Below are 15,717 nucleotides of genomic sequence, written 5' to 3'. Positions count from 1 at the left end.
ATTTATAAATGATTGTACAAAAGGAAGAAGGAATGAACAATGGAAAAAGATTCGTCAATGAGTAATTTAACTCGTTTTTGGTTTATCGTAACCATGCTGGTTGGAACATTTACCATGTCCATCAGTCAGTCTTCACTTTCAACTGCTTATCCAACTTTAATGAATTATTTTGGAGTATCGGCCGATACGATCCAATGGTTAACCACTGGTTTTATGATTGTCATGTGTATTACTATGCCAATCAGTCCTTGGTTGCTTAACAACATGAGCTTTAAGAAGTTATTTATTGGAGCACTCCTTTTATTTGATGTTGGTACGCTAATCATCTTTTATGGCAGTAGTTTTTTAATTGTGATGCTGGGTAGAGTGATGGAAGCTGCTGCTGTTGGGGTTTTGTTTCCATCCTACCAAACTGTCCTGTTAGAAATTACCCCTGAGAAAAAACGAGGAACCATTATGGGAGTGGCTGGATTAGTAATGGGTTCAGCCTTAGCCTGTGGTCCGATTATTTCAGGCATCGTTTTGAGATTTACTACTTGGAGAGGTTTATTTGTTTTCTTCATGGTGGTAATTACCATCATTTTAGGAATTTCTTTCTTTGTAATGCGAGATGTTATGCCACGAATTGAAACGAAATTGGATTGGCTTTCAATTTTCTATTCTTTAGGTCTAGTCGGATTGTTGTACGTAATTACTGAGATTGGGAAACCTGATGCTGATTGGCTGGTACTTGGAATTGTCTTATTAATTTCATTCATCATGTTGGCATTGTTTGTTCATCGTCAATTGACAATTCCAGATCCATTACTTGATTTGTGGGTCATGAAAAGTTTTAACTATGATTTAGCAGTGCTTTTGACTGGATTTTCATATATTTCTTTAATTGTCGTGACCATTATTTTCCCACTCTATTATCAAGGTGCTTTGCACGTCTCTCCCTTTATTTCAGGAATGTCATTAGTTCCTGGAGCGGCTTTGTTAAGTATCTTAAATCCACTGACAGGGACGTTAGCAGATAAGATTGGATTTAAGCCCACGATGTTGATTGGAATGACGATGATTGTGTTGGGTTGGGGATTACTTTCAATTTTAACTATTTCAGATATTTGGATTATGATTGGAATTGCGATGCTGATTGAAGGTGGTAATGCCTTTGTTATGATGCCAGCTGTCACACTGGGGGCAAACTCGCTACCTAACCCTTTAATTTCACATGGAACGGCCGTAATTACTACTGTTCGCCAAGTTCTAGGGTCAACTGGAGTAGCTGTTGCTACTTTGGTATTAGTTGATTTTACCAAGCATGCGACACTGAGCGGCAAGTCATTAGTAACGGCTAATCAATTTGGGTTTCATGCGGTTTATTGGACTTTTTTTGGAATTGCCGTGATTGGATTTATAATTGCGTTGTTAATTAAAAACACACAAAATGATAGCTAATAAAGTTCTGAATATGCTAAGATGAAAATAAGTTAAATAAAAAAGTCATTGATTATCAATGACTTTTTTTTCATCTAATAAGGAGATTATTTAAATGGCAAAAAAACAAAAAAAGCACTGGATAAAACGGGTTTTTAGTTACGTCGTGATTGCTTTGATTTTAATCATTGGCTTAGGATTAGTTTTTAATTCGCAAATTGAGAGCTTTTGGCTTGGAATGCAATCCAATCAAAAAGTTAGTAGTATTTCTAAAAATGAAGTGAAAAAGGGTGAAAAAAAACAGGGAAATTATGATTTTAGTAACGTTAAGTCAGTTTCTGGAAATGCCATCACTGAAAGTGAAAAAGCACGCAAAGAGAATGCCATTGGTAAAATTACAATTCCAGCTTTAAAAATTAATTTACCTATTTTTAAAGGATTGGATTCCAAAAACCTTACGATTGGTGCTGGTACGATGAAAGCAGATCAAAAAATGGGTCAAGGTAATTATGTGTTAGCCGGACATCATATGGAAGATCCTAATGTACTATTTTCTCCCCTTGCTAAAGCTAAAGAAGGACAATTAATTAAATTATCAAATGCTAGCAAAACCTATAAATATAAAATCAGCAATGTGAAAGTTGTACCGGAAACGGATGTCAGTGTAATTAATGATGTGCCTGGTAAAAAAGAATTAACCTTGGTAACTTGTGCTTCAGGGAATCCTGGGGAAACACGTCGACTAATTGTGACTGCTGATTTAGAGAAATAGGTAATGTTTTGTTTTGTGACGGCAATAATTGTATCTCATAGTTAAAGTGCTAGAATATGAGAAAAACTAAAAGGGGTTAAATCAATGGAAAAATTAAAGCAATTACAAGAGTATGTGAAACAACAAGGACTTGATGTAGCTTACATTAGTAACTATGAAGATATTCAATACTTTACCGGTTTTGGTAGCGATCCAGTTGAACGGATTTTGGCCTTGATTGTTTTTCCAGATGCCGATCCTTTTTTATTTGCCCCAGCATTGGAAGTTGAGGATATTCAACAATCTGGTTGGCCTTATCCGGTTTATGGATATTTAGATCATGAAAAACCCTTTGCAATGATTGCAGACGAGGTAAAAAAGATTAATTCTGATCCACAAAAATGGGGTATTGAAATGAGTAATTTAACGGTTGATAAGTTAAATGCTCTTCAAGAACAGTTTCCAAAGGCTGATTTTAAACATAATTTAACTCCTGAAGTTGAAGAACTACGATTGATTAAAACTCCGGATGAGATTGAAAAGTTACGAGCAGCTGGTAAAGAAGCTGATTTTGCTTTTAAAGTTGGTTTTGAAGCAGTTAAGCCAGGGATGACCGAAGCTGATGTAGCAGCAGAAATTGAATATCAATTAAAAAAACATGGTGTAATGCAGATGAGTTTTCCAACTTTGATTCAAGCTGGTAAGCATGCTTCACAGCCCCACGGCGATACGAGAACAGCTAAGATTGAAGATAATGAGTTAGTTTTATTTGATTTAGGAACAGTTCACGATGGTTACATTAGTGATGCTAGTCGAACAGTTGCAGTTGGTGAATTAAATGAGACTCAAAAGGAAATTTATCAAGTTTGTTTAGAAGCTCAATTAGCAGCTCAAGCGGCGGTTAAACCAGGAGTTAAGGCAGAAGATTTAGACAAAATTGCGCGTGATATTATTGACAAAGCTGGATATGGAAAATATTTCATTCATCGTCTTGGACACGGTATGGGAATGAGTGAGCATGAATATCCTTCAATTATGGAAGGAAATCAGTTAGAATTAAAAGAAAATATGTGCTTTTCACTTGAACCAGGAATTTATATTCCTGGAGTTGCCGGAGTTAGGATTGAAGATTGCGTAAGAGTTACTAAAGATGGTTGTGAACCATTCACCCATACGGCTAAAACATTGCAGCAAGTCGCAAAATAAGATTAATAAAAGACCGATTAAGAAAGCTTGAATCCTTAATTGGTTTTTTATTTTATGTAAAATTAACTTTTACTTAATTTACTTGTGTATGTTTTCACATCGTGATATATTATTAAAATAAATAGTTGTTAAATTATCTTTGTGAAAGAGGTCTTAATATGAAAGTAATCGTTGTAGGATGTACTCATGCTGGGACGTTTGCCATTAAAAAGGCAATCGCAGACCATCCAGATGCAGAAGTTACCGTATATGAAAAAAACGACAATATTTCATTTTTGTCTTGTGGAATTGCATTGTATCTTGGAAAAGAAATTAAAAATAATGATCCACAGGGGCTTTTTTATTCTAGTCCAGAAGAGTTGGAATCATTAAGTGCTAACGTGCAAATGAAACACGAAGTTACTGAGATTGATTCTAAAGCTAAGACCATTAAAGTAAAAGATTTAACCTCAGGAGAAGAAAAATCAGAAACCTATGATAAGCTGATTATGACGACTGGTTCATTGCCAATTGTGCCTCCAATTCCTGGAATTGATAGTAAACGAGTTTACTTATGTAAGAACTGGAATGATGCGAAAAAGTTGTTTGATGAAGCACCTAAGGCTAAATCAATTACAGTAATTGGTTCAGGGTACATTGGTGCCGAGTTAGCCGAAGCATATTCTAATCAAAACTTTAATGTTAATTTGATTGATGGATCCAAACGTGTTCTTTATAAATATTTTGATCCTAAATTTACTGAAATTTTAGCTGAAGATTATGAGAACCATGGTGTTAACCTAGAATTAGGTTCAAAAGTTGCTGCTTTTGAAGAACAAGATGATGGAATTATCGTAAAAACTACTGCTGGAAAAGAAATTAAATCAGACATTGCCATTTTATGTATTGGATTCAAACCAAATACCAGCTTGCTAGATGGACAAGTTGAGATGATGGACAATGGGGCTATTATAACCGATGATTACATGCATTCTACGAATCATGATATTTTTGCAGCCGGCGATAGTGCAGCGGTTCATTATAATCCAACTGGTAAAAATGCTTACATTCCATTGGCCACTAACGCAGTTCGTCAAGGATTATTAGTTGGTGAAAACTTGACCGAAGACAAGACCAAGTACATGGGAACTCAGTCTTCATCGGGATTAAAATTGTACGGTCGGACTTATGTTTCAACTGGTCTGAATATGGCGGCTGCTAAAGCACAAAACATCAATGCTCATCAAGTGATTGTGGAAGATAATTATCGTCCAGAATTTATGAAAACAACCGATTCAGTTTTAATGTCATTAGTTTATGATCCAGATTCACGTCGGATTTTAGGTGGAGCTTTAACTAGTATGTATGATGTCTCTCAATCAGCTAATGTTTTATCAGTATGTATCCAAAATAAAAATACTATTGATGACTTAGCGATGGTAGATATGTTGTTCCAACCACAATTTGATCGTCCATTTAATTATTTGAATATTTTAGCGCAAGCTGCTCAAGCAAAGGAAGCTAAAAAATAAATTTGAGAGATTCAACGATAATGTTGAATCTCTTTTTGTTTCAGGCAAATATTTAAAAATGTAATTATCTTTTATTTGGATTACACTAAGTTTAATCATGAAAAGGAGATTTTTACAATGAATACTAAAAATATTTGGACACCGACCACGTTAGATTATTACACCTGTTTAAATACAATTTCGCCTAACTATGACTTTGCGAATTTTAAAAGAGATGATAATAATGTTTTAGTTTTGAAAAAAGTTGCTGAAAATGACGGTGAAGTTGATCAATCTTTGGTTAAATATGAAGCAAGTAAACAAAACGGATTTGTTCCCGGAAGCAAAGCGACGAAGAGAATGACAAATCAAAATCATTCTCAAGCAGCGCAAACAGCTTTAGCTATTAGAGCGGCTATGGGTTCAGAAAATTTGGATATTTCTTTTGCAGTTTCGGAAACAGAGCTTGATTTAGGCGATGTCATTTTAGAAAAATATGAAGCAGAAAATACATCTAGTCAAAATAAACCTTGTTTTGTTTATTATCATGGTGGCGATTTTTATGGTGGATCAGCTTTAAATGCTAAAAACTTTTGTAAAAAATTAGCAGCTGATTGTCATGGAATCGTTTTTGCGGTTGATTATCGCATGACACCTGAAGTAACTGCGACTCAATTGTTAGCTGATTGTCAAAGGGCACTTACTTATGTAAATCAACATGCTGATGAGTTAAAAATCAATCGAGAAAGAATCTATGTAAGCGGAGATAGTGCCGGCGGAAACCTCGCAGCAGTAATGTCATATTTGGATGCAGTTCAGGATGATAATTTGATTAAAGGTCAAGTTTTAATTTATCCCATGGTTGATAATCGAAAGCAGGCTCATCAACTTGAGTTAGGAGAAATGCCCAACGATCAAAAGGAATTAGTTAGAGATATGGACGCTGGAAATATTGATGCGATTGATATCTTAAAAAATATTTATGTAGATGATGATAATCAAATGACAGATAAAACAATTTCTCCAGCAGCAATATCAGATGATGAGTTCGCTAAAATGCCACGAACAATGGTAATCGCAGCTGAATTTGATTGTTTAAATAACCAAGGATATCAATATGCATGTTCGGTGGCTAAACATCGAAATGATACTACTTATTTATACTATGGTGGGATGATGCATGCTTTTATTGATAAAGTTGGAATTGTTCCACAATCACAAGATGTGATTCGAGAGATGGCTTTGTGGGCTGAAAGATAATTATCACAAAGGAAAAGCCTATTACGACAACTTTTTTTAAAGTTATTGCGAATAGGCTTTTTATTTATGCAAAATTTTGATTATCCAACATTAATTTTTTGTAGATCTCAATAAAATTAAGATACATTTCAGTACTAATGTATTCGTTAGAACTGTGTAATGAACTATTACCTGGACCAAAGATCATGAAGGGAAAAGTGGCTGGCTTGTTAACTAAAAATTTAGCTGCATCAGTTGTATAAGTACCACCAAAAGTTGGAATGTCTTGATTAGTGACTTGTTTTCCAATCTTTTGTCCATATTGAACTAATTTATTTTCTTCATTGCCATCAACAGGGGGTAAATCCATCATTACATTTAATTCAAATTGATACTTAGGATCTTTTTGCTCAAGTTTTTCAATAGCTGTTTTAATAGTTTTAAGGACGTTGGCATTATTAAATTCATCAATTGTTCGTGCATTTAGTTCTACACTTGCAGTCCCTGGAATTGAATTAACCTGCGTACCACCTTTGATGACCGTAAAATTAAAGAGAAAGTCTCCAATGGAAGGGTCAGTTGCATCTATTCTTTTAATTTCATTATTAATAAGCGTTAAAAGCTCTAAGAGATTTTGGATGGCGTTATTTCCAAGCGTGGGCATAGAACTATGAGCAATTTTACCTTTGGATTTAATTTGAACATCTAAAGAACCTTTATGAGCATAACAAATTCGATAACCAGTTGGTTCTCCAATGATAAGAGCATCAACATCTTCCATAAAACCTTGTTGAGTGAGTTGCTCGGCACCATATTCTCCAACTTCTTCACCAACGGTAATTAAAAGTTTAATAGTTCCATTGATTGGAGTTGCTGCTTCCTTAAGCTCGATTAGTGCAATAATCATTGCAGCCACACCGCTTTTCATATCGCAAGCTCCTCGACCATATAACTTTCCATCTTGTTCACTTAAGTCAAAAGGATCAGTATCCCAGTCTCCACCAGCGTCAACCACATCTTCGTGGCCACTAAAAACAGTTACGGGTTTACCAGTTCCAATTTCAGCAACTAGATTAGCACGATGTGGAGCATATTTGACGAGTTCGGTTTCAATACCATGTTTTCCTAACAAAGTAGTTAGATATTGTGCGACTGCTTCCTCATTGTTATTTACGGAACGAATGGCAATTAAGTCAGCGAGAATTTTAATTTTTTCTTGTTTATTCATTGCGGTTCGTCCTTTCAATTGTATTTCTACTAGGATAACTGAAAATGGGAAAATGTCAATTGAGGAATAAGAAATAAAATTAAAATTTTATACTAAATTGTTATTATAAAAGATTAAATTGATTTTCTTTTTAAATGAATATATAAGTTTCTACGAATGCTAAGAAAAATAAAAAGCCTGCTATATCAGCATTTGAAGCGCTAATACTTGCAGGCTAGATGTTAAAAATGGAGTCGACGGTACTCCAAACTAAAACGCATTCCCATCTATGAACGGAGTTGCAATTTGGAAATATCAAGAAAGTCCATGTGATTTAGATGTTGATTTGACTAGTATCACTGATAATGTTTACATCAAAAATACCAATAATAATCCAGCAAATGAGCCGATTGCTGAACCACAACCAGTTAAGCCTAATAATAAGCCAGTTACTAATAAATGTAATCCAGTAAAGTACACAGTTCAAAACGGAGATACTTTAACCAGTATTGGTCGTAAAACCGGTGATAGAGATTGGATCATCTTATTAAACAATCCTAATGTTTTTGGCGATAATCTAAATCAAACATTCTATCGTGGACAGAATTTACTAATTAATAACAACCATGTATCTAATAAGCTGATGCAGTATAATTACGTAACTAGGTCTGGCAACTCTTTAAGTGAGATTAGTTTGAAGTTAAGCAATCGAATATTTACAGTAATTGTTAACAATACATCTGTATTGAAATATAGAATTAATACCTGTATTTATCTTTGTCACGGAATTCGATATTATCGTTAAAATTATTTTACAGGGAGGCTGTTAAAATGAGTAATATAAAGGTAAAAGCAGCAAATAATTAAATACAAAGTAGGCCTCACTATCTTTAATTTGGTAGTGTGATTTTGGGTTTTTCTAAAAAGTAACTATTATCTTTATTTTGTGAAAAGTTGACAAAATCAACCCAAAAAGGTAATATGTTTACATATGCTTCACGATGTAAACGGAAAGGACCGATTGAATGACACCTTTAGATTATTATATGAAAAAAGATATGGATCCACGTTTGCCAGGCTTTTTTTCTAACACAATAAAGCGTGGTTACAATCTTTTTGATGAATTAGTAAAGCGAGAGCCATCGTTACAATTATTTCAAGCTAGAAATGCTTATGGAATGTTAAGGCATATTTATGTTGATATTCTATTACAGGATGAAGCGGAAAAGTCAGATATTGATTTAAAAATTAAAAATAAAAAGATTTCCCAAAATGGATATACTTATCCCGTCATTTATAGTGGTGATGCAGTTATCACTACACATAAAACAAGATCAAAGAAATCTTTACCTCAAAGTGCTTGGAATAGAACTAATAGAAGTTATTTAAATGATGAAATTTCATTATTTGATGACGAAAACATTAAATCTTCAGCAAGCGTAAATCCATATTTAATGGTTACGTATGGCGGATCGAATTATAAGTTAGATTATGTTAATTTGGGATTACCAAATATTGGTGTAACATCTTGGAATGGAATTAAAGATATAACAGATTCAGTTTCAACTTTATCTACTAATAGCACCTACGATAAAAGAGAAATAAATTTAGCATTTAATGATAAAGTAAAAGAAATTATGAAAATAGAAAGGGAAAATAAAGATGTTGGAGGAAAAGTTTAATCCTATTCAACTAAAAAAAGCTAGGTTAGCAAGGGGACTTAGTATGAGTCAGCTTGCAAAAGAAACAGGACTTTCACGACAATCTATCAGTAAATACGAAATGGGGACGACTAATCCTCGTGGAGATTCAATATTAAAAATTGCAAATACTTTAAAATTTCCTGTAAATTTCTTTGGAAAAAATAATAAAGAAATACCTATGGGTGCTGTTTTTTTTAGAAGTCAAGCAGCAAGCACTAAAAAATTACGTGATATGCAAAAGATTCGTTTAGATTTTGCTGCTCAAAGTATTTCTTATATTTCGAATTATATTACTATGCCAAAATTAATTATTCCAAATCCTATTGACTTAAATATTAAAAATATTACATCAGAAATGATAAATAATTTAGCAAAACAGGTACGAGTAATTTGGAATTTAGGAAATGGACCAATTAATAATTTGATTAATATAATGGAATCTAATGGTATTTTAATAACAGAAACTTCAATGCACAGTGAAAAATTGGATGCTGTATCAACATGGGTAAACAGTAGACCAATAATTGCGTTGACTGACAATGATGAATCCGCTTCTCGAAGAAGATTCAACCTTGCCCATGAATTGGGTCATATATTATTACATTTTGGTATAGAAAATATTTTCGAATTAGATAATACAAAATATAAAAAAATTCTTGAAAGTCAAGCTAATCAGTTTGCATCTGATTTATTACTTCCTGATGAAAGCTATAGTGATTATTTGATTTCTACTGATATGTCTTTTTTTAAAAAAGCTAAGTTACATTGGAATGTATCTATAAGCGCACTTATTTATAGGGCCTATTCGCTACATTTGCTCAATGATAATCAATATTTATATTTGCAAAAACAGATTTCAAAAAACAAATGGAGAAAACATGAGCCTTATGATGATAAAATAAAAAAAGAACATCCAGAAATATTTTATAAGTCTCTTAAAATGCTTATTGATGCAAATATAGTTTCTAAACGTAAAATTTCTAATGATTTAGGATTGCCAATTGAAGATCTTGAATCTATGTTTAGGACTGATTTTTCTATTGAAAATAAAGCATCATCAAATGATTTTCCAAAATTAAGAATCATTAAATGATTAAATTCAGTGATTTTTTTGCTTTATTATTTGATACAATATAAAAATTATAATTGTAATATTATAAAATTTGTTGAAAGGAAATTGATATTATGCCATTTAAAAGTACAAAGTTATCTGATAGATTAGAAGATGGTATGTTGGGATTAAAGGGAATACGTGGTTTTGAAGATGTCAATGATGTACAAAATGCACTTAATTTCATAGATTCTAATAGTTTGAAGTTGAATGAAATTTCAACTGAATTATTAAAAATATATTCTAATAAAGATGGAAGCAAAAAAGCTGCTATTGTTTATAATGAAAGTGATATCCCTGAAGAAGGGGCAATTTATAACAAAAAATAATTGTTTGCTAGACAATATCATAAATTTAAGTTGATAAAAAGACACTCAATTAATTTTGAGTGTCTTTTATTTTTAACAACATTTTCAACTTTTTACCAACCAATAACAACTAAACACAATTTTAAAATTAAAAATGCTGTTATATCAATACTTTTAGTAACCTAACAAACTTAAACATAATGCTTAATGGAGTCGGCGGGATTTGAACCCGCGTCCGAGTATGTCGCCACCTGAACGTCTACATTTATAGATCAATTATTTAAAATTCACTTTTCATGACGCCATTAATCAAGGCTAATATGAAAAGCTAATCTGATTAATCTCTTCTCTCTGCCTCAGATGGGGGCAGAGGAGCGTGAGTCCACTTAAGTTAGGACCCATTACTAATCCATGGACGAGATTAGATGGATCTACGTCGACTGTTTTTAGGCAGCTAAGGCGTAAGAATTGTTATTATTTTTTGCAGTTATAATGAACTGAACGATTTAACGCATCGCAGTACGAAATGCAGTTCAGGCACGAACCATACCCGTCGAATCCATAACGACCCCGATAGATATAAAAATATTATATCATATTTATTGGTCAAATTAAATCAAAATGTTTTAAACCATTCACAATTCCATGATTATCGTTATTAGTTGTGATAAATTCAGCATGCTTTTTGACATTATCTTTTCCATTTCCCATTACGACTGGATGGTCAACATAATCAAGCATTGGAATGTCATTATCACCATCACCAAATGCATAAGTAGGAATTCCTTTTAATCCGGCAGTTTGAATTAATTGTTCAATCCCAGTTGCTTTTGACGCACCGTGATCGACGATATCAATACTAAAGGGAGAATTACGGAAAAAGGTTAATTTGTCACCAAATTCTGCTTCATATAGTTCGTCTTTATCGGTATTAGTAACAAACATCATATCAATTGGATGTTCATGCCAATATTCTTTATTGACTAATTTGGGAATGGGAGCATGAACTCTCTTGCAGGCTTCAATCAATAATTCATCGTGTGCAGATGATGCTTTTCCATGCTGATCTAACACTGTGATTGAGTTATCGTTTTTAGCAGCAAAATCTGCTAATTTGTCAATCACGTTTGGGTTAATTACTCGGGAAAAAACTTTTTTGTTTTGATACATTCCATAATCACCATTAGAGGCGACTACCGTATTAATTTTAGTTTTTTTTAATGTATCTGGGATTTCATAGAGAGTTCGACCAGTTGCAATAATTGGTAGTCCGCCATTCGCACGAATTTTATCCATAGCCATTGCCACTTCGTCATTAACTTTTGAATCATTGTCAAAAAGGGTACAGTCTAAATCAAAAAACACTAAATACTTATACATATTTTCTTTAACCTCATTTCTGGATATCATTTTATCATATCATTTAATTTAAGTTCCTACTATTAAATCTAAAATAAAGTTACAATATAATTATTAACAATATTTATTAAGGAGAAATTATGCGAGAAATTGAAATTACAGGTGCAGCCGCAAGTAAATTTGAAGGTGGTTACCCACAAATAAGTTTAAAAGATTTAGATAATGAAAATGATTTTACCAACAATGGTGAATGGGTCGCCTTAATGAAAGGCGGTCATTTTGTTGCCAGTGCTTATTTGGCAAAAGATGGAAATGGGATTGGCTGGATCTTGAGTCGCAAAGAAAACCAACCAATTGACGAAAACTTCTTTACCAAATTGTTTAAGCATGCCTTTAATCAACGAGTTTCATTACAAGAAAAAGGGGTAAACGCTTATCGTTTGTTTAATGGACAAGGTGATGGACTTGGTGGACTTAACATTGATGATTATGATGGTGAAATTGTCATCAGCTGGGAAAATGATGGAATTTTTAACCAAAGACGGATTTTATTACAAGCGATTACAAATAGTTTAGCAAGTTATCAAAACATCTATGAAGTTAAACATTTTGAAAAAGGCAGTGAGATTAAGGCAGTTAACGGAATGGCTCCTGATCCTCAAGTAGATAAAAATATTACTGAAAATGGAACAATTTATCCAATTCATTTAGCTGGTGCAACTAAAACTGGACTTGATTTAGGTTATCGTGATGTTCGCAAACAGATTAAGAAAAATTCACAAGCTAAAGTCACCTTGAATTTGCTTTTTGATCAAACCGGGTTTGTTGCTGCTACTATCATGGGTGGATCTGTACAAACTGAAGACGTGGATCAAAATAAACGTGCTAAAACAGATTTAGTCCAAGAATTTGCGGCTAATGATGTTCAGGCGGATGCTCAAACAGTTCGTATTATGGATTTGAAAGGATATCTTGATTATGCTTCAAAACATGATTTAAGTTTTGACGTAATTACTATTAACTTACCAGTCTTTTTGCGTAGTAAGAAAGGTAACTTTAACATTCGAAAAGATTTGAAAGAATTGCTTACCACGGTCTTTGCTTTAGCAAATTCACAAGCCGATATTTTCCTAACTACTCAAACTACTAGTGTTGGTATTCGTGATTTGAGGAGTAATGCCCAAGCTGCTTTAGATAACACGCAACATTCCTTTATTGAAAAAGAAGTTTTTAAAGCACCAGCAGATTTTCCATTTGATAAAGAATATTTGCGTGAAAGTCCAATAAAAGGATTATGGTTCAAATTACAAAAATAGTTTCTCGCTGGAATAGTTGATACACAAGGGTCTCAGTTTGTGAAACATTATTTTTATGAAAACGATTACAAATGCATTGCAATAGTGTTTAGCGACTATTATAATATAGTTAATCAAAGAAAAGTTAAGAAGACATCCAAGGAGGATGATGATTATGCTATATGGAAGTATTGAAGCAGGTGGAACTAAATTTGTTTGTGCTGTTGGTGATGAAAATTTTAATGTAATTGACCAAACTCAATTTCCTACCACTACTCCAGATGAAACTCTAGCTAGAGTAATTAAATATTTTAAGAAATTTGATCACATTGATGCGTTTGGAATTGCTTCATTTGGCCCAATTGATGTTGATAAAGATTCGGAAACTTATGGTTGGATTATTAAAACCCCTAAAAAAGGTTGGAGTAATATTGATTTCTTAGGAAAAATGAAAGAAAACTTTAATGTTCCTATGTTTTGGACTACTGATGTTAATGGATCAGCTTATGGTGAGTATATTAGCGCTAAAAAGAATGATGAATCCATTAAATCAGTCGCTTATATTACAATCGGAACTGGGATTGGAATGGGTGCAGTAATTAATGGAGAATTTCTTGGAGTAGAAGGTACCCCAGAATTTGGTCATATTAAAGTTAAACGTCATCGTGACGATTTAGACTTCAAGGGAATTTGTCCATGGCATGGAGATTGTCTTGAAGGGGTTGCCTCCGGTCCTACTTTTGAAGCTCGAAATGGAGTTAAAGGAATTGATACCCCAATTATTGACCCAACTTGGGACATTATTGCGTACTACGTTGCTCAAGCAGTTATTGATTTAACTGTAACTTTTAGACCTAATAAAGTAATTTTAGGTGGAGGAGTTTGTACCCCTGATTTTATTGCTAAGGTAAGAGCTCAATTTACTTTATTATTCAATAACTATCTAAATGTTGGTTCATTGGAAAAATACATTACTGCTCCTGAAATTGCTCATAATGGATCAGCAACTTTTGGTGATTTTGTTTTAGCCAAAAAAGCAATCGACGAACAACAAAACGATTAATTAATTATTTTTGAAAGGTATATTACTATGGCACACATTAAATTTGATGATTCAAAAGTGAAAAAATTTGTCCATGACAATGAAGTTCCAGAAATGCAGGCAATGGTTGATGCTGCTGACACTGAACTTCGTGATGGAACAGGCGCTGGAGCTGACTTTAGAGGTTGGCTCAACTTACCAACTGATTATAATAAAGCTGAATTTGCCAGAATAAAAAAAGCTGCTGAAAAGATTAGAAAAGATTCAGAAGTTTTAGTAGTTATCGGAATTGGTGGATCATATTTAGGCGCTAAAATGGCGATTGATTTCTTAAATGGTAGTTACTATAATTCAAAACCTAAAGAAAATCGTCGTGGTGTACAAGTAGTCTTTGATGGGAATTCTTTAAGTGCTTCATATTTACACGAATTAGAAGAATTTTTAGGCGATCGTGATTTCTCAGTGAACGTAATTTCTAAGTCGGGCACTACCACTGAGCCATCAATTGCCTTCAGAATTTTTAAAGACAAATTAATCAAAAAATATGGTAAAGATGCTAATCAAAGAATCTATGCTACAACTGATGCTAAACGTGGTGCTTTACGTAAGGAAGCAGATGCTAACGGGTATGAATCATTTATTATTCCTGATGATGTTGGTGGACGTTATTCTGTTTTGACTCCAGTCGGGTTACTTCCAATTGCTGCAACTGGTGCAGATCTCGATCAATTAATGCAGGGTGCTGCCGATGCTTCCAAAGATTATGTTAGTTCTGATCTTGCTAAAAATGATGCTTATCGTTATGCTGCTTTGCGTAACATTTTATATCGTAAAGGCTATGTTACTGAATTAGTTGAAAACTACGAGCCAAACTTGCGAATGTTTTCAGAATGGTGGAAACAATTAATGGGTGAATCTGAAGGAAAAGACCAAAAAGGAATTTATCCTTCATCAGCTAACTTTACAACTGATTTGCATTCACTTGGACAATACATTCAAGAAGGGTTACGTAACTTGTTTGAAACGGTTGTTAAAGTTCAAAATCCACCTTATAACGTTGAAATTCCAATGGATAAAGAAAACTTAGATGGTTTGAATTATCTAAAAGGACAATCAATGAACGAAGTTAACGACAAAGCCTATGAAGGAGTTGTTTTAGCACATAACGATGGTGGAGTACCAGTAATGACTGTTCAGATTCCTGACGAGTCAGAATACAGTTTAGGTTACTTAATTTACTTCTTTGAGGTTGCGGTAGCAATTTCTGGATATCTAAATGGAATTAATCCATTTAATCAACCTGGTGTGGAAGCATATAAAAAGAATATGTTTGCTTTGCTCGGAAAACCTGGTTTTGAAGAACTTGGTGAGAAGTTAAACAAAGAATTACATGAATAAGAATATTTAAAAACCAGTTGTAATCAATTTAGATTACAACTGGTTTTTTTGATTTTCAAGGAGTAAAAATCTTATTTGTTGTAAAAAAAATTTATTTATCATTTCTATAGTATTTTATTTTAAAAATGCTATTGTTAATTATTAGAATATATACTGACATTAATATTGAAAGGTTAGCTTAATGTAGTA

14 protein-coding genes and 1 other RNA gene are annotated in these 15,717 nt (G+C 33.2%); 12 read left to right on the top strand and 3 right to left on the bottom strand.

Annotation, left to right across the window (positions count from 1 at the left end; translation table 11 throughout):
* Nucleotides 1-39: 39 nt before the first annotated feature.
* The 5 genes from AC0GLR_RS04970 to AC0GLR_RS04950 all read left to right on the top strand — a co-directional run bounded on the left by AC0GLR_RS04970 (nt 40) and on the right by AC0GLR_RS04950 (nt 6,126).
* Nucleotides 40-1,440: an MFS transporter gene (locus tag AC0GLR_RS04970; RefSeq protein ID WP_495604373.1), complete on the top strand. Its 1,401-nt coding sequence runs from the start codon at nt 40-42 to the stop codon at nt 1,438-1,440.
* Between the two features lie 94 nt (nt 1,441-1,534).
* Nucleotides 1,535-2,191 carry a class A sortase gene (locus AC0GLR_RS04965; protein WP_495604372.1) on the top strand — a complete coding sequence of 219 codons (657 nt, stop codon included), beginning with the start codon at nt 1,535-1,537 and terminating at the stop codon, nt 2,189-2,191.
* Between the two features lie 84 nt (nt 2,192-2,275).
* A complete protein-coding gene (locus tag AC0GLR_RS04960; RefSeq protein WP_495604371.1) occupies nt 2,276-3,376 on the top strand; it encodes a M24 family metallopeptidase in 1,101 nt (366 codons plus the stop codon).
* Between the two features lie 158 nt (nt 3,377-3,534).
* Nucleotides 3,535-4,887 carry an FAD-dependent oxidoreductase gene (locus AC0GLR_RS04955; protein WP_495604370.1) on the top strand — a complete coding sequence of 451 codons (1,353 nt, stop codon included), beginning with the start codon at nt 3,535-3,537 and terminating at the stop codon, nt 4,885-4,887.
* A 117-nt stretch (nt 4,888-5,004) separates the two neighbouring features.
* The gene (locus AC0GLR_RS04950) at nt 5,005-6,126 is read left to right on the top strand and encodes an alpha/beta hydrolase (RefSeq protein WP_495604369.1); all 1,122 of its coding nucleotides are present in this window, start codon (nt 5,005-5,007) and stop codon (nt 6,124-6,126) included.
* A 64-nt stretch (nt 6,127-6,190) separates the two neighbouring features.
* On the opposite strand, the gene AC0GLR_RS04945 is transcribed toward AC0GLR_RS04950, so the two are convergent.
* Nucleotides 6,191-7,333 (bottom strand): ArgE/DapE family deacylase, encoded by a 1,143-nt coding sequence (locus AC0GLR_RS04945; protein WP_495604368.1) that lies wholly within the window; start codon nt 7,331-7,333, stop codon nt 6,191-6,193.
* 268 nt (nt 7,334-7,601) lie between these two features.
* Here AC0GLR_RS04945 and AC0GLR_RS04940 point away from each other — a divergent pair, with 268 nt between their 5' ends.
* From AC0GLR_RS04940 to AC0GLR_RS04925, 4 genes are all read left to right on the top strand, one after another.
* On the top strand, nt 7,602-8,117 hold the full coding sequence (locus tag AC0GLR_RS04940) for a LysM peptidoglycan-binding domain-containing protein (RefSeq protein WP_495604367.1): 516 nt from the start codon (nt 7,602-7,604) through the stop codon (nt 8,115-8,117).
* Between the two features lie 220 nt (nt 8,118-8,337).
* Nucleotides 8,338-8,994, top strand: coding sequence for a hypothetical protein (locus AC0GLR_RS04935; RefSeq protein WP_495604366.1), 657 nt, complete (start codon nt 8,338-8,340; stop codon nt 8,992-8,994).
* 43 nt (nt 8,995-9,037) lie between these two features.
* Nucleotides 9,038-10,108, top strand: a complete 1,071-nt coding sequence (locus tag AC0GLR_RS04930) for an XRE family transcriptional regulator (protein WP_495604365.1) — start codon at nt 9,038-9,040, stop codon at nt 10,106-10,108.
* A gap of 92 nt (nt 10,109-10,200) precedes the next feature.
* Nucleotides 10,201-10,455, top strand: a complete 255-nt coding sequence (locus AC0GLR_RS04925) for a hypothetical protein (RefSeq protein WP_495604364.1) — start codon at nt 10,201-10,203, stop codon at nt 10,453-10,455.
* A 184-nt stretch (nt 10,456-10,639) separates the two neighbouring features.
* Here AC0GLR_RS04925 and ssrA read toward each other — a convergent pair.
* Both ssrA and AC0GLR_RS04915 read right to left on the bottom strand, forming a co-directional pair.
* Nucleotides 10,640-11,006, bottom strand: a transfer-messenger RNA (tmRNA) gene (gene ssrA / locus AC0GLR_RS04920).
* Between the two features lie 34 nt (nt 11,007-11,040).
* Nucleotides 11,041-11,814, bottom strand: a complete 774-nt coding sequence (locus AC0GLR_RS04915; RefSeq protein WP_495604363.1) for a Cof-type HAD-IIB family hydrolase — start codon at nt 11,812-11,814, stop codon at nt 11,041-11,043.
* A gap of 119 nt (nt 11,815-11,933) precedes the next feature.
* Between AC0GLR_RS04915 and AC0GLR_RS04910 the strand changes: the two genes are divergently transcribed.
* From AC0GLR_RS04910 to AC0GLR_RS04900, 3 genes are all read left to right on the top strand, one after another.
* The gene (locus AC0GLR_RS04910) at nt 11,934-13,109 is read left to right on the top strand and encodes a class I SAM-dependent methyltransferase (RefSeq protein WP_495604362.1); all 1,176 of its coding nucleotides are present in this window, start codon (nt 11,934-11,936) and stop codon (nt 13,107-13,109) included.
* A gap of 154 nt (nt 13,110-13,263) precedes the next feature.
* Complete coding sequence (locus AC0GLR_RS04905; protein WP_495604361.1) at nt 13,264-14,151, top strand: ROK family protein; 888 nt, start codon at nt 13,264-13,266, stop codon at nt 14,149-14,151.
* 27 nt (nt 14,152-14,178) lie between these two features.
* Complete coding sequence (locus AC0GLR_RS04900; RefSeq protein WP_495604360.1) at nt 14,179-15,528, top strand: glucose-6-phosphate isomerase; 1,350 nt, start codon at nt 14,179-14,181, stop codon at nt 15,526-15,528.
* Nucleotides 15,529-15,717: the final 189 nt, after the last annotated feature.

The sequence above is a fragment of the Fructilactobacillus sp. YLN 2412 genome (genome assembly GCF_059488745.1).
The sequence above is the reverse complement of the archived record's forward strand: the minus strand, read 5'-3'. Positions and strand labels throughout refer to the sequence as shown.